Raw genomic sequence first — 21,488 nt, forward strand, 5'->3', positions numbered from 1 at the left:
GATTAATACCTAATACTTAAAACTTTAATACTTAAAATTCTTGCATCCTATTGTTATTCTGTTTAATTTTGGCAGCAGATTTAATTTTAAGAATCATAAACTTGATACAGATATGTCAGTAAATAGAGTGATATTGATAGGAAATGTAGGACAAGATCCTCGGGTGAAATACTTCGATACAGGTTCGGCAGTGGCAACTTTCCCATTGGCTACGACGGATCGTGGATATACGTTGGCTAATGGAACCCAGATTCCCGAAAGAACAGAGTGGCATAATATCGTTGCATCTAACCGTTTGGCGGAGATTGTAGATAAATATGTGCACAAAGGTGACAAACTGTATCTGGAAGGGAAGATAAGAACGCGTTCTTACAGCGATCAGTCGGGTGCTATGCGCTATATCACCGAAATTTATGTGGATAATATGGAAATGTTGTCTCCGAAAGGAGCCAATCCGGGTGCGGGAGCTTCTGCTTCCGGACAGCCTGCTATGGGACAGCAGCAACAACCGGTTGCCGGCCAGCCGCAACAAACGCAGCAGTCGCAGGCGCAACCTGTACAAGATAATCCGGCAGATGATTTGCCGTTCTAAATAATGTGATAGTGTGCCAATCGATTTTTTCTAACTCATTGGCACATTATCTTTTGTTTAACTAAAATATAAACTCTTTGGACTCAGATGGTTATTTAAGCCAATTGGCTGACATTTTCAACGGTATTACCGTAAACACTCCTTCTATCTCTGCTATTATTGCCATAGCGCTGGCAGGTGTGCTCCTGCTTGCTTCCGGCTTTGCTTCGGCTTCCGAAATAGCTTTTTTCTCACTTACTCCTTCCGACCGGAATGATATTGATGAACACAATCATCCTTCCGATGAAAAAATAAGTGCCCTGCTGGGTGATTCAGAACGCCTCTTGGCAACGATCTTGATTACGAACAATTTTGTGAATGTGACCATTATCATGCTCTGCAATTTCTTCTTTATGAATGTGTTTGTTTTCCATTCTCCGTTGGCAGAGTTCCTGATACTGACCGTCATCCTGACTTTCCTCCTGTTGTTGTTCGGTGAAATTATGCCTAAGATCTATTCGGCACAGAAAACATTGGCCTTTTGCCGTTTTTCGGCACCGGGAATTTACTTTCTGGAAAAGGTATTCCGTCCGATAGCTACTGTGCTTGTGCGTTCGACAACTTTTCTGAATAAGCATTTTGTGAAGAAGAGTCACAATATTTCTGTGGATGAACTGTCGCACGCGTTGGAACTGACGGATAAAGCGGAGCTTTCTGAAGAGAATAATATTCTGGAGGGAATTATCCGTTTCGGTGGGGAAACCGTGAAGGAGGTGATGACATCACGCCTGGATATGGTCGATTTGGATATTCGTACGTCTTTCAAGGAGGTGATGCAATGTATCATTGAAAATGCTTATTCACGTATTCCTATCTATTCCGGTTCACGGGACAATATCAAAGGGGTGCTGTATATTAAAGACCTTCTGCCTCATGTCAATAAGGGGGATAATTTCCGTTGGCAGTCATTGATTCGTCCGGCTTATTTTGTGCCGGAGACGAAGATGATTGATGATTTGCTGCGTGACTTCCAAGCGAATAAGATTCATATTGCTATTGTTGTGGATGAGTTTGGAGGAACTTCCGGACTGGTAACGATGGAGGATATTATCGAAGAGATTGTAGGTGAGATTCACGACGAATACGATGATGAAGAGCGTACATACGTTGTCTTGAATGACCATACCTGGATATTTGAAGCGAAAACGCAATTGACGGATTTCTATAAGATTGCAAAAGTAGACGAAGACGAATTTGAAAAGGTGGTGGGAGATGCAGATACATTGGCAGGTATGTTGCTCGAAATTAAAGGTGAATTCCCGGCGCTGCATGAGAAAGTGACGTATCACAATTATGAGTTTGAAGTGCTCGAGATGGATAGTCGCCGTATATTGAAAGTTAAGTTTACAATTCTGCCGAAGGAAATGGAAGATGGCGTTGTTTCTGCAGTATAAGACAAATGGCATACAGTGGGCTGTTTGGAAGATGGAAGAGTCTTTGGATGCTTTATTGCTTCTTTTGCCCGGTGCGCGAAGAGCTTTCTGTGAGCAGGAATTGAATCGCTTTGTCTCCGAACGTCGTAAGATGGAATGGTTGTCGGTTCGTGTTCTGTTGTATTCCATGTTGCAGGAAGACAAGGAAATTGGTTATTCTCCCGAGGGGAAACCTTATCTCACAGATCATTCTTCTTTTATCAGTATTTCTCATACGAAAGGTTATGTGGCAGTGATGCTTGCTTCTTCGGTTCCGGTAGGCATTGACATTGAGCAATATGCCCAACGGGTTCACAAGGTATCCGACCGCTATGTCCGTCCTGACGAGCAAGTAGAATCTTATCAGGGGGATATAACCTGGGGGCTGCTATTGTATTGGTCGGCAAAGGAAGCTGTTTTCAAGCGGATGGAAAATGCGGATGCGGATCTTCGTAAACTCCGGCTGACGCATTTTATTCCTCAAGGGGAGGGGACGTTTCAGGTTCAGGAGTTGGCTACGGAGCAGCAAGAACTTTATTCTGTCGGTTATCGTATTTGTCCGGACTTTGTATTGACGTGGACATTGAATTGAACGGACGAAGAAGTATGTGAAGCTCTTTTCTCGGTGTGTTATCATGGTCCGAATGTCGTGTCTTTCTAAAATGAAAAATGAGACTGCCTCATTTTTTTATTTTGAAGCAATCTCATTTTTATGAATTCAAAGCCTTTCGGGCGAAGTCTTTCACTATTGGGTTATTTCTCTTTTTTATTAAGTCGATAGCTCAATGCTCCTGACGGACATTTGCTGATTTGTGCAATTAATTCTTCTGTTGTCGCATTTTCGATTTGTACCCAGGGTCTTTCTTTGGGATGATAAACATTAGGTAGCATCTTTACACATATTCCGGCATGCTGACATAATTCAGGCTGCCATACAATGGTCAGTTCACCATTGGTATATTCAATTTTTTTTCCCATATATGTATTTATTTAATATGAATACCACGCATTACAATTCGCTTCCATTCCGGATGTTTGTGAATATATCCGGCTACAAACGGGCAAAGCGGTACCAGGCGTAGACCTTGTCGCTCGATGTCTGTCAATGCTTTTTCTGCAAGTTGTGAGCCTACTCCCTTGCCGCCTAATGAAGCGGGTACTTCGGTGTGTACAAGGTATATTTCTCCATTGTTTGATTTGATATAGTCTATTTCAGCTATTTTGCCATCGATCTGAAACTCATACCGATGTTTTTCTTCGTTGTCTATTAATTTATAATCTTCTGCCATAATTTTTACGTATTAAGTTCGATTATAATATAAACACTTGGGGAACACTTTTGTTTTACGCGAACAAATATTCTCCAAGTTTATAATCTTTCCAATTGAACTGTGAAGTGTCTCATTAAGGGAGCTTCCCAGGCGATACGTACTCCATGAGTGATGCTTTCTCTGCGTTCATATACATTTTTGAGGGCGGCAGCTATTACATTCATGTGATTGTTGGTATATACTCTGCGGGGGATTGCGAGGCGGAGTAGGTCAAGGCCGTTAAAGCGATTTTCATGGGTCACCGGATCACGGTCAGCAAGGATATAACCGATTTCGCATCCACGGATACCGGCTTCCAGGTAGAGCTCTACGGTTAGCGTCTGCGCCGGGAATTCTTCTTGAGGAACATGTGTCAGCACTTTAGGCGCGTCAATGAAGATGGCGTGTCCTCCGGCTGGGCGTTGGTAAGGGATTCCGTATTCATCCAGTTTCTTTGCCAGGTATTCCACTTGTTTGATACGGGTTTCGAGGTTGTCGAATTCGGTGTTTTCGTCCAGTCCGATGGCGAGGGCGTTCATATCCCGTCCGTTCATGCCTCCGTAGGTAAGATAGCCTTCGTATTGTACACAGAAGCCTTTTGCACCTTCATACCAGTTTGCACGCCGCGTGGCAATAAATCCGCCCATATTGACGATTCCGTCTTTCTTGGCGCTCATTGTCATGCCATCGGCAAGAGAGAACATTTCCCGTGTGATTTCTTTGATAGTTTTGTCTCGGTAACCTTCTTCGCGCATTTTGATGAAGTAGGCATTCTCGGCAAAACGTGCAGAGTCGAAAAGTACGGGTTTGCCATATTTGTCGGCGATGGCACGTACTTCGTACAGGTTTTGCATGGAGACGGGTTGTCCTCCGGCTGTATTGTTGGTGATGGTGACGATGATAAAAGGAATCCGTTCAGCGTATTCTGTGAGGGCTTTCTGTAATTTATCAGGGTCTACATTTCCTTTAAACGGTATTTCTAGTTGGGTTTGTTTGGCTGCATCAATGGTGCAGTCTAATGCGATGGCATGACGTCCCTCGATGTGCCCTTTGGTGGTGTCAAAATGTGAGTTGCCGGGCACAATGTCTCCTTCATGTACCAAATAAGAGAAAAGAACATTTTCAGCGGCACGTCCCTGATGGGTTGGTATGATGTATTCAAATCCTGTTAGTTTCGTAATCATCTCTTTCAATTTGAAGAATGAGGTTGCTCCGGCATAGCTTTCATCACCTAGCATCATTCCCGCCCATTGGCGGTCACTCATCGCTCCGGTTCCGGAGTCTGTGATGAGATCTATATAAACTTGTTCTGATTTGAGTTGAAAGACATTATAATGTGCTTCTTTAATCCATTGCTCACGCTCTTCACGTGTGCTTTTCCGGATGGGTTCTACCATCTTGATTTTCCATGATTCAGCAAAAGGTAATTCCATTGTTGTAGATTTATAGTTTAGATCGACGAATGTAGCTAAAATCTGTGTGATTAACAAATATATGATGACTTTTTGTAAGTTGTGGCTGATGGAATTATTTCTCCGTAGGCTAGTGATATATCAATTTGTGGTAAGAAGATATAAAGAGAGCCGGATCCCTTAAAAGGATATCCGGCTCTTTAAAATTATGCATTCGATTGAGTATGATTATAAGTTTGATTATTGGTAATCAATAGGCTGATTAAAAATAAATATATAATCGGTTGAGGTCAATCGAGCAGTGGCTATTTAGTCTTCAATAGTGATACCGTCAAGACAGAAGTAGGTCGGTGTCAATGGACCGTATTCATTCTTTTTGGTAGATGTTAATGAGAATTTTAGTCCTTTCGTTTCTCCCAATGAAGTTAGATCTACCCATTTCCATTGATCGAGGAGATTGGTTCCTTCTGCCAAATAACAATCTACGTGCATTGTTTTATCATAATTGTAGATAGTAAGTTTGAATGAGTCGTTGCTTCCGAATATTTCTTCTTCACCATAATATCCAGTTCCTTCTTTCATACTGCTATAAGCATAGACACTGTTTGTTACATATAGTCCTTTTACTCTATAGTCTTCCAGTTCATTAGGGTTGTCGTGATCTCTGAATCGTATTGCGGCTTCTTTATCAGAATTCTTTCCGATTTTATATCCGGCAGCTCCAACGATAACGTATGTATTATTGATTACCCCTTTTTTGGTGATAGCGCGATAATCATAGCTTGCGAAGTCTGGACAATCTTCTACTGTACAATTCGTAAATGCAAAGCTATCTGAATAGAAACCGTATGTTGAAGATACACAGTCAAATTCAAAGATTCCACTTGCGTCAGTTAACAGATTGTATTTATAGTTAGTTGTTCCCCACTCACTACTTACTGACCATGAATCATCCGGATTTTCTTGATCGCCCATGTCGAGTGTATGAGTTTCGTAATTAGGCAAGCTAAGTATGTATGTTTTTGTATCGTCATCATCGCTACAGCCACAAAATATAAATACTGATAATAGTAATAATAAGGATAATTTTTTCATGTTCTTTTCTAATTTTAGTTATTAATAAATTGTTGATTATTTTTTGAAATGTAAGTTTTCAACGGTTGTGACTTCGGTTGATATTTCACCCATTTGTCCTGCGTCTTGGTTAACTGCAGTCATAATCTTAACGAAATCTATTTGATCCAAGTCGGCTGGTGTACCGTTACTGTCCACAGCCCAATCTATCTTGAAATTACTACCTTCCTTGGTGTTGGGATGGTTGTCTGCATATCCCCATGGATAACAATATCCTACCCATAATCCATTTTCCAAGACAGCATTATCTTTTAGGCGTGTTCCCTGGAATGTGATTTCATCATCTTCTACCCAAAGTGGATAATAGGATTCCTGATTATGGTAACTGTTGCGGAGAATATATCCTTCGTTTTCTTTATTGTCCTTCCAGAAAACATTTTGGTTGGCTGGGTTCGGGCGGTAATAAGTTATTTCATATCCTCGGGTTTCTGTATCTTTCCCGTATTCGCTGCCTTTCAGTTCATACCATTCGTCATCAGGTTTTCCATTGCCGTTTGCATCTTTGGATACGAATACAATTCCCGGTTCGGCACTTCCTCCTAGTTTTCCTGTTCCGGTTTTGGAATTGTAGTAAGCATTACCTCTTACCTTGAAATCATATTCTCCCGTTACATTCGGAATGGGCTGTGGGAATCCTAAAACAATGTAGCCACCGAATCCTCCTAATGTAATAAGCGATTTTTGCTGGATTCTGCGGGTTGCTTCTTCCAATATTTCATCGTAGGTAAATCCATCCTTGTATGCTGATGTGGTAGTATTGATAAATTGTCCGGGAGCAGGACGGTATTCCCATACTTTATTGGCGAAAGCTAGAGGGTTTTCCGTGTCATCGTCATTATCGTCAATATTGCTTTGTGAGGCTTTGTCACTGAATGCGATGGTATTCGGGTTAAGTCCGATGTTGTTCAGGCGGAACATGAGTTGTCCTTGTTGGTTGAAACAAAGTAAGTCGCCGTAAGTGGTGTAATCGCGTGCTTCGGTGATATATACATTGTTGCTGTAAGGGTTGATATTGATACCGTAAGGTGTCTTTATCACAGTTCCATCGGTTATGAAATTCTCACGGATTGTTTCTTCTGTTTTCAGATTGAACATCTTGATAGAAGAAGTTTGTGTGGTATAGTTGTAATTGTATAGATAGGCTATATCTCCGTCGATGGCGAAGTTTTGCACTTTCTCGTTAGATTGAGTGACTTTGTTTGTCCGGCAGTCTATCTTGACGAAATTATAATCTCCGGCTTCTATATCTTCGCCACGGGTGGCTACATAGACGGTTTCATCCGGACCTGCTATTATTTTACCGGGATTCGGGCCTACTATAATTTTGCTACTTTCTTTGAATGTGGCAATATCGACAACGGATACTGTATTATCTACACCCAGCCTTGATGAATAATCCAATCCGCCGGAATTGGAAATATATAGCTTTTCGTTTTGTACACAAATGCCGTCAGGGTTACGTCCCACTGATGTGATGGCATCTATGGAGAGGGAAGTTGTGTCTATACGCGCAACGGTTCCGTCATAGGAACATACGTATGCTTTTTCTTTATGAAAAGCGATATAGCGTGGTTGGCGGGAACTCCCATTTTCTGCCTGCATCTGAATTTGTTTCAATGAGGTTCCTGTACGAAAATCTATCACTTCTACTGTACTGGAGATGTTGACTACGACATATACCTTGCTTCCGTAAATAGCCATATCGTTGGCTGTATCTCCTAATCCCCGGTGGTTGACTGCTTTGAAGTAATCACGAACCATTTGTTGATTACCGAAAGAGAAACGTGCCAATGAGCTGTTATTCTGATTGAACAGCCCTTCACATAATACATATAATTCAGCGGTACCCGTTTCTGTCGGATCACCCATAATGCCTGATGTGAAAGGTTTGTCTTCCATGTCATCACATGCCATGAATAACAAGATCGATGACAGCCAGCACCAGAATATATATATTAATTTCCTTTTCACGTCAATATCTTATTTTATAATATTTAATATCTTATTTTTATTGTTGCTCTTACAGATCGTCCGGGCATTGGGAAGTATTTCACAATCTCGTAATTCTTGTCCATCAGGTTCAGTACTTCCAAGCTGAAAGAGGTGGTGATTTTTCTTATCAGGAAATCACGGCTTGCAGAAATACTGTGATCGCTATAACTATCTAATCTGTTTTCGGCAATGTTTTGTCCCAACGCATAACGCTTTCCTGAAAATAGGAATGAGTAAGACAGGTTGATCCATGGTGTTTCGATACCTGCCTGCCCCGAAGCGGAGACGCGGGGAGTGTAGGCTATCTGGTGTTTGTATGTTGATTCATACGTATTTGGATCGGGTGGGGTAACGTCTAATGCTCGTTGGTATGTATAGTTACCCGAGAGGTTGATGCGGATTTTTTCCCAAGGTTGGAGGGAGAGGCTTCCTGTAACATCAATGCCTTTGATGTCAACCTGTCCCAGGTTTTTCATGCTCCATACTGCAAGGTTCTTGGTAGGGTAAGCGATGATTTTATCTGTTACCTTATTATAATAAGCGTCGACGGTTGCTGACAAATAGGGTAGGAACGGGCATACATTCTTGCTGTATGTCAGTCCGATATTGTATTGTTTGGCTTTTTCCGGCTTTAGTTGTGTGTTTCCTACTTCTTCGTAATATAAGTCGTTGAAACTTGCCAGGCGGAAAATGTCTTTATAGAAGAAGCGTACACGGAATTCTTCATTATGAAAAGGTTTGAATGCGGCACTTACATAAGGGGTTAGTTTACGGTGATTGCCGGCGCTGCCGCCTTTCTTTACATCTTCATTGATAACAGTTGCCAATGCGGATGCGGAGATTGTTAACCAGTCATTCACGTATTTGCCGGCGAATGCCGTTAGCCATGAATAGCGCGTGGGATGTACAAAGTTGTTTAGATCGGCATTCATGGTATTGATACTTCCGTCTGTGGAAAGAGAGAATGAGAGGTTGCTCAACAGTCTGTATAGTACAGAAGCGGAAAGGTAATATTCTTGCTGGTAGTAGCTGTTTTCTGTTTTCTTTAATGAGTTCTTTGTGTCGGGGTCCAGGTAACGTTGATAGCTCCAATTCCACTTGGCAGAGGTTTGGAATACCCATTGTTGGCTGAATTCTTTCTTGTATTGACTTTGTATGAAAGTGTTTTTATCCCACAGGTGTTGGGTAGAATGGTCGTTGTAGAAAGTGGTAGCTTTGGGTAGTCCCCGGGAGGACTGGAAGTAATAGGCTTTCAACCGCCATTGTTCTTTATCGGAGAAGTTACCGTAAAGTCCGGCTTCAGCACGGAATGTCTGTACGTCTGTATTCTTCCGTTTCTCACGTGAGGACAGATCTCCTTCTGCACTTCCATAGCGCAGTGTATATGGATAATGTCCGTCAGAAGACATCCATTCGCCATTGACTGACATGCTCCATGTTTTATTGAATTGTTGTTCCAGCAGGAGGGAGGGATTGACTAATCCCCAGGAACCTGTTTTGAAAGCTCCTGCTATGTTGGTCTTTTTGTCTTTTGTGAACTGTGGGGTAAGTGTCTGGATATTCAAGATGCCTGCTGACGCAAAGAAGCGGGCAGGTTGGAAGATGTTATCGCTTTGTCCGTTGTTTAGAGAAAGTCTGTCTACGTTATCGAGTGAGAAACGCCCGATGTCGATTTGTCCCGTTTGGCAATCGGTTAGGGCTATTCCGTCATAGCCAACAGCGGTATGTTGTGCTCCCAGGCTTCGTATGGATACAGTTTTTAGTCCGCCAATACCTCCGTAGTCTTTTACGGTCACTCCGGCAAAGTGTTTCACTGCGTCGGATACTTGCAGGGCGTGCAGGTTTTTCAGAGCGTCTTTGGAGAATACTTGCAGGGGAGCGGTAGAACGTACTTCGCGAGTCTGATAGATATCTGATACAGTTACTTCAGGAATAGAATATGTATGTGTCGTATCTACCTTTTGCTGTTGTGCAAAAAGTGGTATGGATAAGAATTGGCAGCAGAATACTGCAAAGATCATTTTCTTAAATGTTCTCTCTTTCATTTAGTTCTTTTTCTGTCTGTTGCTATTTAAAAGTGTCCGGGCGAAATCCCTTCGACCGGACACGCATAAATAAACTTGGCAGAGTTTATTCGTTTTAACACACTTTCTCTGAATTAGAGTGATGAATGAAATGATAGACGACTTGTCCGGTTCATTAGACTCAACGCTTTTTCCTCGAAAGCAGTGAAACATAATTGCATGGTAGGTCTTCTGACTTATTCCTGTTACAAACGCCTTCCCAGATTAGTCTCCAGTGGCAATGAGTGAATTGCTTGTAACATGCATGGAACTTACAGCAGCGGGACTGTTCAGGATTTACACCTGATTCCCTTTTAATTGCTTCCCCCGCATGGGAGTCGCAAACCAATGCGCGACAAAGATAGGGAGTTTATTTGTTTTTTCCAAGTTGGGGGATGTTCTTTTTCTTTTGTCTTGATACGAAAGAAAAAGAACCAAAAAGAACGAGATTGGAGGAGCCGTGCAAGGACCGATTATTTGTTGCTTCTTACTTGTTTTCTTCGATATTTTTTGTATTTTTGTAAATGAGACTGCCACTTATTACAAAATTTACCAAATTAGCGGATTTTAGAGGCGGGTATTGAGTTGCCCGCCTTTTTTTATTTGTTTGATATAAGATTAGCTTTTAAAAAGTATCCTTGTCTATGTCCAACGTTGGACGTATGAAACAGATTTATTGAAACATAATTGGTAGTTTTTTATAGGTGGATGCAGCGATATCCACCTATTTTGTTCCTTACTGCACCGATATGAATCAAATGTTTTAGACAAGGAATTCAAGTACTAAATTTACATTCCAATTCTGTAGAAAATAATATCTCTATATGCATATATTAATTCGTCGAACTATAGTCTACCTTTCGTTGGACTATAGTGCTTCGAAAGAAAGACTATAGTCAACTTTGCGTCGGACTATAGTCCGACGAATAAATATATGTATCCGGAGTGATTATATTTAGTATAACTCCGGAATAATTATAGCACATAAAGGGAATAATTGCAATCAGTGCAGAAATGAATTAGTTCATTTCTGTACCGTTTTTACTCTAATCCAACATTAGTTAGGTATTCTTCGATAGCTTGTGCGGTGGCGTCTTTTAGGAGCACGATCTTTTCCTTGTTTAAAAGGTAGAGGGTAGGAATAGCCTTCAAATCATATAGTTGTTGTTCTTTGATGGAAAATTTCTTGTCGTATCCGTTGATCCATTCTTTGGGGAATTCATTCAGGTGTTTTCTCCATTCGTCCAACTCTTCGTCAGGGTAGATGGAGAGGACTGTTAGTTTCTTTTGTCCCAAAAGTCGGTTGATGATAGGTGCGTTTTTCAGGGCATCTATCGTTTCTGTGCAGGCATGACAACCGGGGTTGTTGATGAATAGGAGGATATAGTCGGCTTGCTGTTGATAGAGGGAGCCTTGTGCGCCGGAAGCTAATGTGTAGCTGAAGTTCAGGGCTTTGGTTCCGATACGGTTTTTCTGTGCTAATTCCCGGCGGGCTTTAGGACGTACTTTTTCTATTTCCTCTAACAAGGGAGAAGCTAACATGGCGTCTAATACGGGAATATAGAATTCTTCGTTACGCATGGGGGAGTTGGGGTCGTATAAGTATTTATCCGCCAGGTCGGTGATGTAGGTAAATACTTTTTTGTCTACATTCGTTTGTTCGATTGTTTTCCGCATGGCTTCTTGTGCAGTTTCCAACGGAACGTGATTCAGTATGTCACAATAATCCGCCCAAGCTTGTTCGGTCACTTCGGGGTGGTGGATGTAATTGGTGTCGGCGAAGTTGACGTTATCCCAATAATGTTTCACCAGAAAGTCTGCCCGTTGTTCAGGGGCTGTCATCATTGGGGGGATGGCAGGCAATGTAAAGGTTTTAATGGTGTCTTGTATTACATCATTTTTGTTCAGACTGGAAGCGTTGCCACTTTTGCAGGCACAAAGGCAAAGGATGCATATAGCTGGAAGAATATAGATGTTTGTTTTCATAACTAACAATTATTACATTGAACTTATGTAGATTACATTGGTGGCAAAGATAATGCCCTTTCTACTTTATTCAAAGAATTTTTCTTCCTTTTATTTTGCTGCGTTCTTTTCTGTTCGTTTTTTGATTAGACAAGTTTTGCAGGATAACTCTTGATTTTACTTCTCCTTTGCCAATGTAAATACAAATTCCAGTCCGCCTCCCTGATTGTTCTTGGCGGAGATGTTACCACCATGGATGATGACGGCGTTCTTCACAATAGCTAATCCCAGTCCTGTTCCACCTACTTTCCGTGAACGACCTTTGTCTACCCGGTAGAAACGTTCGAAGAGACGATTCAGATGTTCGGGAGATACTCCAATACCTGTGTCGGCAAAGCTGAAATAGTAGAAATTCTCATCTTCACGGAAACAGTTGATATTGATCTGGATATTACTTCCGGCGTATGCAATGGCATTATCCATTAGATTACGGAAGATGGAATATAGTAGTGAGTAATTTCCTTTGATTTGTATACTCTTCTTTAAGGAGTTGACGACTGTAATATGCTTTTCGTCAAGCTCCAACGATACTTCGTTGATGATGTTACCTACCAACACACTGATGTCTACCCGTTCCATGTCGATCATGCTGGCGGCTTCATCCATGCGGGTGAGTACGGAGATGTCGCGTAATAACCGACTTAAACGGTTACTTTGTGCATAACAACGTTCGAGGAATACGTTGATCTTCTCGCGTGGAATATTTTCATTGCTGACAATGGTTTCCAAATACCCTTGGATACTGCTGACGGGAGTTTTCAACTCATGGGCGATATTCTGGGTCAGTTGGCGTTTAAGTCTTACTTGCTCTTCTTCTTGGGTAACGTCGTTGATGGAAATCTCGAAGCTGGCATCCTGGAAGATGATACATTCTACGATAAATGTCCGTCCATTCTTATTGATGGTGACAGACATTCGTTTTTCACCTTTTCCTCTCGAACGTTCTTGCTGGTTCTTATTGATAAAATGAATAATCTCTTGCAGTTCGCTGATGGCAAAGACTTCTTCTGTTGTTTCCAGGTTGGAGTCTGAAATCAGGTTGCTGTATTGGGTGAAAAGATTATTGACAAGAATCTCTTTTTTGTCTTTAGTAAATATACCTAGTCCTTCGTGTGAGATTTGAAGGTGGGTAATTAACTTTTCACGCTCGATGTAGAGAGCTTCTTTGGTTTCGTGCAGTCGTTTGTAGATTTGAATGATATGCTGTGATATTTCTCCCAGTTCGTTGTGCGGGAAAGCGGATTGCATAGCCATTTCGATAGGCTCGTTCCGGTCAGCGCGCATCGCAAATTCACGGAGCTGACTGATGGAAGTCCCCAGTTTGTTGGTGAATTTGTAGAAGATAATCATTAATAATAAGGTCACGATTACGGTAAACCATAAATAGTGCGGGTCTGCTTGCAGGTTGTTGATGAGGCTGACATTGTAAGGTAAAGCCGAACGGACAATATAATCTTTATAATGAGTGGCCGAATAGAAATAGGGAACTCCGGTTGTCTCGGAAGTACGGCGTACATCATATCCGTTGCCATGCTTTATGGCTTTCTGTACTTCCGGACGGTTCAGGTGGTTCTCCATCTGGTTATTATGACTTGGATAGCTGTCGTAAACAACATTTCCTTGAGCATCAATAAGGGTTACACGCAAGTCTTCCAGGATATGGTTATTGATATAACCGTTGATGATCTCACTGTCAAGAGGTTGATTCTCCAGTTGTTCGTAGAGCCTGCTGTTGTAATCTTGCAGTTTGGTGTTTAGCAGTTCTATTTTATATTCCCGTTCACGTTGATACTGGTACGCAATAAAACAAATGGCAAATACCAGGAATAGTGAAATAACCGAAAGGAAAAGTTTTCGGCTAAAAGAAAGAAAATGCTTTTGAGTTACAGGCAGGTTCATAATAACTATTTAATTCGGCATAATTATTTATTCAGCTTCGAAACAGTATCCATATCCGAGACGGGTGACAATGCATTTGCCGTATACCCCAATCTTTTTACGCAGACGGGTGATGTTTACGTCGATGGTACGGTCGAGCACGTACACTTCGTCACTCCAGATGCGGGCCAGGATGTCTTCACGGGAAAATACACGTCCCTTATTCTGTACCAGCAGAAGCAAGATCTCAAATTCTTTTTTGGTTAATGGTACTTCTTCATCGTCGATACTTACTTTTTTCTTTGTGATGTCAATAACGAGCGACTGATAAGTTAGGCGTTCGGGGACTCTTTCCGTTTCCGTTGTTACTGTGCGTCTTAATACGGCCTTCACACGGGCGATGACTTCACGCAGCGAGAAAGGTTTTGAAATATAATCGTCTGCTCCCAGGTTGAATCCGGTCACAGTATCGTTTTCGGTATCTTTTGCTGTGATAAAGATAATAGGCACTTTCGCTGTTTTCTTGTCTTTTTTCAGGATGTTCGCCATTTTGAATCCGGAGATTTCTCCCATCATCACATCGAGGAGAATCAAGTGATAGCTGCTGATGTCCATCTTCATTGCTTCTTCAGCAGAGTTTGCAGTATCAACTTCATAACCTTCGTTTTCAAGATTGAATTTCAGAATCTCACAGAGGTCTTCTTCATCGTCGACAACTAGAATACGGTAATCGTTCATAAGATATATATATTAATGTGATATGACAAAGTTACGTTTTTATTTTATCCTTTGCAAAGATGAGGAGACTTTGTTACGGGCAGATGAAACAGACGTTACAATCGTGTTACATTCCGGGAATTCCGAGAATTGATGAGGAATATGGAAGTTTTTGTTGATTGTAAGAGGAAAAACCGCTCACTATTTGTTATCTTTGTTAGCGAGATACAATAGAAACGTTTGATTATAGAAACTACAAACAATGATAAAAATTGACTTAAAACGGCATCGGAAGGAAATAATAGGATCTGTGGTGGTACTGTTAATTCTCCTTGGCGGTATGTCTGTGTTTAAATATACTTCATTCAATTCCGGTTTTGAGATTGTGGATGATCTGGGCGGGAATATATTTCCTTCAGCGATTTTGTCTGTTGCCACTACTGATGCGCAGGTGATTGTTCCGTCGGATTCAAATTATTTGGGGAATCCGAAATCGTGTATTGCTGTTCGGGTGAAGTCGAAGACAGCCTATAGCCGGGTACGGATTGAAGTGGCTGAAACGCCTTTTTTCTCCCGTTCGGTGTCGGAATTTGTACTAAACAAGCCTCGAACGGAATATACGATTTATCCTGATATCATCTGGAACTATGAAGCTCTGAAAAATGAGGTGCAGGCAGAACCGGTAAGTGTGGCTATTACTGTCGAGATGAATGGAAAGGATTTGGGGCAACGGGTGCGTACATTCTCTGTGCGCAGTATCAATGAATGTCTGTTGGGGTATGTATCGAATGGAACCAAATTCCATGATACAAGTATTTTCTTCGCTGCCTATGTCAATGAAGAGAATCCGATGATTGACCAGTTGCTTCGCGAAGCATTGAATACTCGTATTGTCAATCGCTTCCTTGGCTATCAGAGTAAGGCTAAAGGGGCGGTGGACAAGCAGGTGTATGCTCTTTGGAATATATTGCAGAAACGTAAATTCCGTTACAGTTCTGTTTCCAACACCAGCCTTTCGAGCAATGTTGTTTTCTCGCAACGGGTTCGTACGTTTGATGATGCACTGGAATCTTCGCAGATTAATTGTGTGGACGGTAGCGTACTGTTTGCATCACTGCTTCGGGCTATAAATATCGATCCTATTCTGGTACGTACGCCGGGACACATGTTTGTGGGGTACTATACCGATAATTCACATACAGATAAGAACTTCCTGGAAACAACAATGATTGGTGATGTCGATCTGGATGACTTTTTTCCGGATGAACAGCTGGACTCCACAATGGTAGGTAAGTCGCAGAATGAAATGTCGCTATTGACTTTCGAGAAATCGAAGCAATATGCTAATAAGAAGTATAAGGAGAACGAAGAAGGTATTCATTCCGGGAAATTGAATTATATGTTTCTGGAAATTTCTAAAGATGTGCGGAGGAAAATACAGCCAATAGGGAAATGATGTTTTGTAGGCACGGGTTACACGGATTACGCTGTTGCTTTATGTAATTATCTTTCTGAAAAACCGTGAAATCCGTGTAATCCGTGCCTGAAATTCGTATTTAATTTGTACTTTTGCCAAGTAATCATTTTAAAGTAAAAGGATGCAAGGCAAGAAATTTATCTCTCCCGGAGCATGGTTTTCTATGAACTATCCATCAGACTGGAATGAGTTTGAAGATGGCGAAGGCTCTTTTCTTTTCTATAATCCCGATGTATGGACGGGGAATTTTCGTATATCCGCATTTAAAGGAAAAGCTGGTTATGGCAAAGATGCCATCCGGCAGGAACTGAAAGAGAACGATTCGGCTTCGTTGGTGAAAGTCGGAACGTGGGAATGTGCGTATAGCAAAGAAATGTTTCAGGAGGAGGGAACTTATTATACTTCCCATTTGTGGATTACAGGCGTTGACGATATTGCTTTTGAATGTTCTTTCACCGTGCCTAAAGGTGGAGTTGTGAAGGAGGCGGAAGATGTAATCGCTACTTTGGAGGTACGTAAAGAAGCGCAAAAGTACCCTGCTGAATTGATTCCTGTACGTCTTTCTGAAATTTATTTGATTAATGAGGGATATGAATGGGTGGTATCGACCGTGAAGCAGGAACTGAAAAAGGATTTTCAAGGAATAGAAGAGGACTTGGAGAAACTTCAGCAAGTGATTGATAGCGGTAAGATTGGCTCGAAAAAGAAAGAGGAATGGTTGGCTATTGGTATCACTGTTTGTGCAATTCTGGCAAATGAAGTGGATGGCATGGAATGGAAAACGTTGATTGACGGCAACCGGGAAACTCCTGTTCTCCAATATAAAGATCGCACCATCGACCCGATGAAGCTCGTTTGGAGTAAAGTAAAGGCGGGAGAGCCCTGCAATGTGATAGAAGAATATAAGAAGTGTTTGGATTAAAATGGCAGTACCTTATTTACAGATAGATAACCTGACCAAGTCTTTCGGTGACTTGGTTCTTTTTGAAAATGTATCTTTGGGCATTGCCGAAGGTCAGCGTGTAGGATTAATAGCAAAGAACGGTAGTGGAAAGACTACCTTACTAAATATCATTGCCGGAAAGGAAGGCTATGATAGCGGTAATATTGTTTTTCGTCGTGATCTTCGCGTGGATTACCTGGAACAGGATCCGCAATATCCCGAAGAACTGACAGTGCTCGAAGCCTGTTTCCATCATGGTAACAGCACGGTGGAATTGATAAAGGAGTACGAACGCTGCATGGAAACCGAAGGTCATCCGGGATTGGAAAACCTCTTGGCACGTATGGATCAGGAGAAAGCTTGGGAATATGAACAGAAAGCCAAGCAAATCCTTTCACAACTCAAAATCCGTAACTTCGATCAGAAAGTGAAGCAACTGTCCGGCGGACAGTTGAAGCGTGTTGCTTTGGCAAACGCTTTGATTACCGAACCGGATCTGTTAATCCTTGATGAGCCGACCAACCACCTGGACTTGGATATGACCGAATGGTTGGAAGATTACTTGCGTCGTACCAACCTTAGCTTGCTGATGGTGACTCACGACCGTTACTTCCTTGACCGTGTTTGTTCCGAGATTATCGAAATAGACAATCAACAAATCTACCAATATAAAGGTAACTACAGCTATTACCTCGAAAAACGCCAGGAGCGTATCGAATCTAAGAGCGTAGAAATAGAACGTGCCAATAATCTCTATCGTACGGAACTTGATTGGATGCGCCGGATGCCGCAGGCACGCGGACATAAGGCACGTTACCGGGAGGATGCTTTCTACGAACTGGAAAAGGTAGCCAAGCAACGTTTCAACAACGATAATGTAAAGCTGGAAGTGAAAGCCTCGTATATCGGAAGTAAGATATTCGAAGCCGACCATCTTTTCAAGAGTTACGGAGATCTGAAGATTCTGGATGATTTCTCTTATATCTTCTCTCGTTATGAGAAGATGGGAATTGTAGGAAATAACGGAACCGGAAAATCTACTTTTATCAAGATATTGATGGGACAAGTCAAACCTGATAGTGGAACAGTGGATATTGGCGAAACAGTTCGTTTCGGTTATTATTCGCAGGACGGACTTCAGTTTGACGAACAGATGAAAGTGATTGATGTGATACAGGATATTGCCGAAGTCATCGAACTGGGTAATGGAAAGAAACTGACCGCTTCTCAATTTCTGCAGCATTTCCTGTTTACTCCTGAAACCCAGCATAGCTATGTCTATAAATTGAGTGGGGGAGAGCGTCGCCGTCTTTACCTTTGTACCATCCTGATGCGTAATCCTAACTTCCTGGTATTGGACGAACCTACCAATGACCTCGATATTATCACGCTGAATGTACTCGAAGAATATCTCCAGAACTTCAAAGGCTGTGTGATTGTCGTTTCCCATGACCGTTACTTTATGGATAAAGTAGTAGATCACCTGATGGTATTCAACGGACAGGGAGATATTCGCGACTTCCCCGGAAATTATAGTGATTATCGTGACTGGAAAGAAGCAAAGGAACAAAAAGAGAAAGAAGCAGAGAAGCCGCAGGAAGAAAAGACCGCCCGTGTCCGTCTGAACGACAAGCGTAAGATGAGCTTTAAAGAAAAGCGTGAATTCGAGCAACTGGAAAAAGAAATCGCCGAACTGGAAGCTGAAAAAACACAAATAGAGGAACTTCTTTGTAGCGGCACACTTTCCGTTGATGAACTGACTGAAAAGTCAAAACGTTTGCCCGAAGTCAATGATATGATTGACGAAAAGACAATGCGTTGGTTGGAACTTAGCGAAATAGAAGGCTGATTCGTGCCACTATATTGGCACCTTTGTGCCACCTCTTTGGCATAGCAGTGCCAACACGCTGGCACAGTTGTGCCACTTCGATGGCACAAGTATAGTTTATTATATTCCCGGATAACCAAATAATGATAATATACCCCCAGACAATATAGCCTAGTATGACAAACCTAACCAATTATCATAGCCACTGCCTGTATTGCGACGGACGAGCCAATATGGACGATTTTGTTCGTTTTGCTATCAGTGAAGGTTTTACTTCCTATGGCATTTCTTCTCATGCTCCACTACCATTTTCTACCGCATGGACGATGGAGTGGGATAGAATGGAAGATTACCTTTCCGAATTCTCTCGTCTGAAAAAGAAATATGCAGGTAAGATAGAGCTTGCCATCGGTCTCGAAATTGACTACCTGAATGAAGAAAGCAATCCCTCTTTGCCTTGTTTTCAAAAACTACCACTTGACTACCGGATAGGTTCTGTGCATATGCTGTATTCTCCAGAAGGGAAAATCGTAGATATTGATACCCCGGCAGATCTTTTCCGTCAATTGGTAGATAGGCATTTCGATGGTGACTTGGATTCTGTTGTCCACCTGTATTATAAGAATCTGCTCCGTATGGTAGAGCTGGGAGGATTTGATATTGTCGGTCATGCTGACAAGATGCATTATAACGCTTCCTGTTATCGTCCGGGTTTGCTTGATGAAGCATGGTATGACACGTTGGTCCGCGATTACTTCGCGGTGATTGCCGCACGTGGTTATATGGTGGAAATCAATACCAAGTCTTATCATGAGCTGGGTACATTCTATCCGAATGAACGTTATTTCCCTTTCCTGAAAGAATTGGGTATTCGGGTACAGGTGAATAGTGATGCGCACTACCCTGAAAGAATAAATAATGCTCGCTTCGAAGGATTAGCCGCTTTAAAGAAAGCAGGTTTTACTTCGGTGGTAGAATGGCATGGGGGGAAATGGGAAGATATTCCTATAGGAGAAAAGGAATGAGGCAATATTGAAGTGGTACAAATAATCAAAACAAAGCGATAGTGTTCATTATGAATGTCGGTTCATAGTGAAGTTAGGGGGAAAGTTCGTAAGAATGTAGGATAAGTTATTCCATATCCAGGATCTCTTGTTTCTCTTCATTCAACGAAATCAATGTCTTTTTTAGCTCGTCTATTCGTGAATCAATTTCAGCCAATTTCTTCAGATACATAGTTCTAGGTAGCACATCTTCATTGGCCATGATAAACTCCTCTTTTTCGTCAAAGAGCTGCTCTATTTGCTCTTCAACTCTATTTATAGCACATGAAATTTCTCCTATCATAAATCTTTCGTTTTTTATAGATGCCTTTATTCCGTCCTCTTGCAAGCATTTGCCTGGAAAAACTCGTTTAACGTATCTTCATAGTTACCATGAAGCATAATATGATGATTTCCCAGTGGATTTTTTAAGAAGTATTCGGCCGGAGTATTCATGCGGATGCGTACTTGTGTACGGCACATATTAATATAATTGGTGTTTTCAGTCAATGTTCCTGTAGACAAGTAATATTCATCCAGACATTCACCGCCACATTTTATAATCGTTACATCCCCTGTCGGAAGTAACCCTTGTATGGCAATTCCTTTTTCTGTTTCAAAATGATTACGGATAATATATCTCTCCGTTTGTTTGAGACCTACGGTGCAATGTGCCAATATCAGCTCATTCGTACGGGAATTAATCATAGACGGGTTTGCCATAAATCCGTCTTTACCCGTAAGTGCTTTAACTGCTAATAGTGTAAATACAGATTGAAGGTCTCCTTCACAACCTGCTATTATCCCGTCATCATTCAATAAAGATAATGCCACGCATCCGGTAGTGTCAATTTGTTCAATCAGTTTAAAACAGCTTAATGTCAGTGCTTCCAGATTTTCTTCCTGACAGACCTTTTTTATTGCCCGATATAATCGCATCGCTTTGATTAAATCTTCGGGAGTTCCTTCGCGGCAGGCAAGAGCTTGCGATGCTACAGCCGCGCATGATGCTCCGACTTGGTCATCCGTGATTTGTTTAAATTGTTCATAAATCCGTTCTAATGGAATATCTACATATTCAATTCCCCAACGACGTTTTGCCAACAAGTAGTCCACGTTGCTGGCAACTAACCAGGAAGAAGGAGTCCCGATAACTCCGATACGTTTGCCGAACAAGGAGCGTTGTGCACGGAAATTATTATAAAGTGTATGGATACGTAAGATGATAGCTGGTAATTCACCGTGCAGAATTTCACTTTTCATTCCGCGTCCCCGTAACCAGGTGGAAATTTCCAGTGCGGCAGCAAGAGAATTCTGCATACCGTCGGCCAGTAAAATGGCAGGGCGGGGAAGATTCTCAAAGTGCTGTATGACCAGTCTTTCCACCCCACCGGTAGCGACGAAAATGATTTTGAAATCGTCACTTTTCAGTTTGTCCATATCTTGATAGTCGACGAACTTTACAGTATAATATTTTTCAATCTCACTCAAAATAGCTTCGTGCGAGCTACGTAGCGAGACTTGTTTGTGAAGTATTGAAGCGAATGAGATAAGGTGTATGGTCATTATGATATTGTTTTAAGTTTTCCGTATGACAAATGTATAGCTTTCTTTTCAATTTAC

Annotated in this window: 18 protein-coding genes and 1 riboswitch; of the genes, 7 read left to right on the forward strand and 11 right to left on the reverse strand. The window is 41.7% G+C overall.

The genetic code is table 11. The features are described from left to right. Positions 1–112 precede the first annotated feature (112 nt). The 3 genes from DXB58_RS02930 to DXB58_RS02940 all read left to right on the forward strand — a co-directional run bounded on the left by DXB58_RS02930 (position 113) and on the right by DXB58_RS02940 (position 2,635). A complete protein-coding gene (locus DXB58_RS02930; RefSeq protein ID WP_117934141.1) occupies positions 113–592 on the forward strand; it encodes a single-stranded DNA-binding protein in 480 nt (159 codons plus the stop codon). Between the two features lie 77 nt (positions 593–669). Beyond that, positions 670–2,025: a gliding motility-associated protein GldE gene (locus DXB58_RS02935; RefSeq protein ID WP_122135863.1), complete on the forward strand. Its 1,356-nt coding sequence runs from the start codon at positions 670–672 to the stop codon at positions 2,023–2,025. Then, entirely contained in the window at positions 2,003–2,635 is a 633-nt protein-coding gene (locus DXB58_RS02940) for a 4'-phosphopantetheinyl transferase family protein (protein ID WP_117933934.1), read from the forward strand. The genes DXB58_RS02935 and DXB58_RS02940 overlap by 23 nt, the downstream gene beginning before the upstream one ends. 161 nt (positions 2,636–2,796) lie before the next feature. On the opposite strand, the gene DXB58_RS02945 is transcribed toward DXB58_RS02940, so the two are convergent. The 9 genes from DXB58_RS02945 to DXB58_RS02985 all read right to left on the reverse strand — a co-directional run bounded on the left by DXB58_RS02945 (position 2,797) and on the right by DXB58_RS02985 (position 14,595). Continuing rightward, positions 2,797–3,021 carry a (4Fe-4S)-binding protein gene (locus DXB58_RS02945; protein WP_122135864.1) on the reverse strand — a complete coding sequence of 75 codons (225 nt, stop codon included), beginning with the start codon at positions 3,019–3,021 and terminating at the stop codon, positions 2,797–2,799. An 8-nt stretch (positions 3,022–3,029) separates the two neighbouring features. Next, positions 3,030–3,332, reverse strand: coding sequence for a GNAT family N-acetyltransferase (locus tag DXB58_RS02950; protein WP_004316210.1), 303 nt, complete (start codon positions 3,330–3,332; stop codon positions 3,030–3,032). An 80-nt stretch (positions 3,333–3,412) separates the two neighbouring features. Continuing rightward, complete coding sequence (locus DXB58_RS02955; RefSeq protein ID WP_122135865.1) at positions 3,413–4,786, reverse strand: tryptophanase; 1,374 nt, start codon at positions 4,784–4,786, stop codon at positions 3,413–3,415. A 288-nt stretch (positions 4,787–5,074) separates the two neighbouring features. Continuing rightward, a complete protein-coding gene (locus tag DXB58_RS02960; RefSeq protein WP_004300637.1) occupies positions 5,075–5,860 on the reverse strand; it encodes a DUF4465 domain-containing protein in 786 nt (261 codons plus the stop codon). Positions 5,861–5,896: 36 nt separating this feature from the next. Next, positions 5,897–7,870 carry a YncE family protein gene (locus DXB58_RS02965; protein ID WP_122135866.1) on the reverse strand — a complete coding sequence of 658 codons (1,974 nt, stop codon included), beginning with the start codon at positions 7,868–7,870 and terminating at the stop codon, positions 5,897–5,899. A 23-nt stretch (positions 7,871–7,893) separates the two neighbouring features. Further along, on the reverse strand, positions 7,894–9,936 hold the full coding sequence (locus DXB58_RS02970) for a TonB-dependent siderophore receptor (protein WP_122135867.1): 2,043 nt from the start codon (positions 9,934–9,936) through the stop codon (positions 7,894–7,896). Positions 9,937–10,118: 182 nt separating this feature from the next. After that, positions 10,119–10,319, reverse strand: a riboswitch (cobalamin riboswitch). Positions 10,320–10,995: 676 nt separating this feature from the next. Beyond that, positions 10,996–11,940 (reverse strand): DUF5106 domain-containing protein, encoded by a 945-nt coding sequence (locus DXB58_RS02975; protein ID WP_122135868.1) that lies wholly within the window; start codon positions 11,938–11,940, stop codon positions 10,996–10,998. A 156-nt stretch (positions 11,941–12,096) separates the two neighbouring features. Next, a complete protein-coding gene (locus DXB58_RS02980; RefSeq protein ID WP_122135869.1) occupies positions 12,097–13,878 on the reverse strand; it encodes a cell wall metabolism sensor histidine kinase WalK in 1,782 nt (593 codons plus the stop codon). A gap of 27 nt (positions 13,879–13,905) precedes the next feature. Next, positions 13,906–14,595: a response regulator transcription factor gene (locus DXB58_RS02985; RefSeq protein WP_004300631.1), complete on the reverse strand. Its 690-nt coding sequence runs from the start codon at positions 14,593–14,595 to the stop codon at positions 13,906–13,908. Between the two features lie 241 nt (positions 14,596–14,836). On the opposite strand from DXB58_RS02985, the gene DXB58_RS02990 reads away from it, so the two are divergent. From DXB58_RS02990 to DXB58_RS03005, 4 genes are all read left to right on the forward strand, one after another. Next, positions 14,837–16,030: a hypothetical protein gene (locus DXB58_RS02990; RefSeq protein WP_004300629.1), complete on the forward strand. Its 1,194-nt coding sequence runs from the start codon at positions 14,837–14,839 to the stop codon at positions 16,028–16,030. 142 nt (positions 16,031–16,172) lie between these two features. Continuing rightward, on the forward strand, positions 16,173–16,973 hold the full coding sequence (locus DXB58_RS02995) for a DUF3805 domain-containing protein (RefSeq protein WP_117933922.1): 801 nt from the start codon (positions 16,173–16,175) through the stop codon (positions 16,971–16,973). A gap of 1 nt (position 16,974) precedes the next feature. Further along, on the forward strand, positions 16,975–18,843 hold the full coding sequence (locus DXB58_RS03000) for an ABC-F family ATP-binding cassette domain-containing protein (RefSeq protein WP_117933920.1): 1,869 nt from the start codon (positions 16,975–16,977) through the stop codon (positions 18,841–18,843). Between the two features lie 155 nt (positions 18,844–18,998). Next, positions 18,999–19,847 carry a histidinol-phosphatase gene (locus DXB58_RS03005; protein ID WP_117933918.1) on the forward strand — a complete coding sequence of 283 codons (849 nt, stop codon included), beginning with the start codon at positions 18,999–19,001 and terminating at the stop codon, positions 19,845–19,847. Between the two features lie 106 nt (positions 19,848–19,953). Here the strand turns inward: DXB58_RS03005 and DXB58_RS03010 are convergent, their stop codons facing one another. Further along, positions 19,954–20,169 carry a hypothetical protein gene (locus DXB58_RS03010; protein ID WP_117934138.1) on the reverse strand — a complete coding sequence of 72 codons (216 nt, stop codon included), beginning with the start codon at positions 20,167–20,169 and terminating at the stop codon, positions 19,954–19,956. A 26-nt stretch (positions 20,170–20,195) separates the two neighbouring features. After that, entirely contained in the window at positions 20,196–21,431 is a 1,236-nt protein-coding gene (locus DXB58_RS03015; protein WP_117933916.1) for a fucose isomerase, read from the reverse strand. Positions 21,432–21,488 lie beyond the last annotated feature (57 nt).

It is taken from the genome of Bacteroides sp. OM05-10AA (genome assembly GCF_003439055.1).
GTDB lineage: Bacteria > Bacteroidota > Bacteroidia > Bacteroidales > Bacteroidaceae > Bacteroides > Bacteroides intestinigallinarum.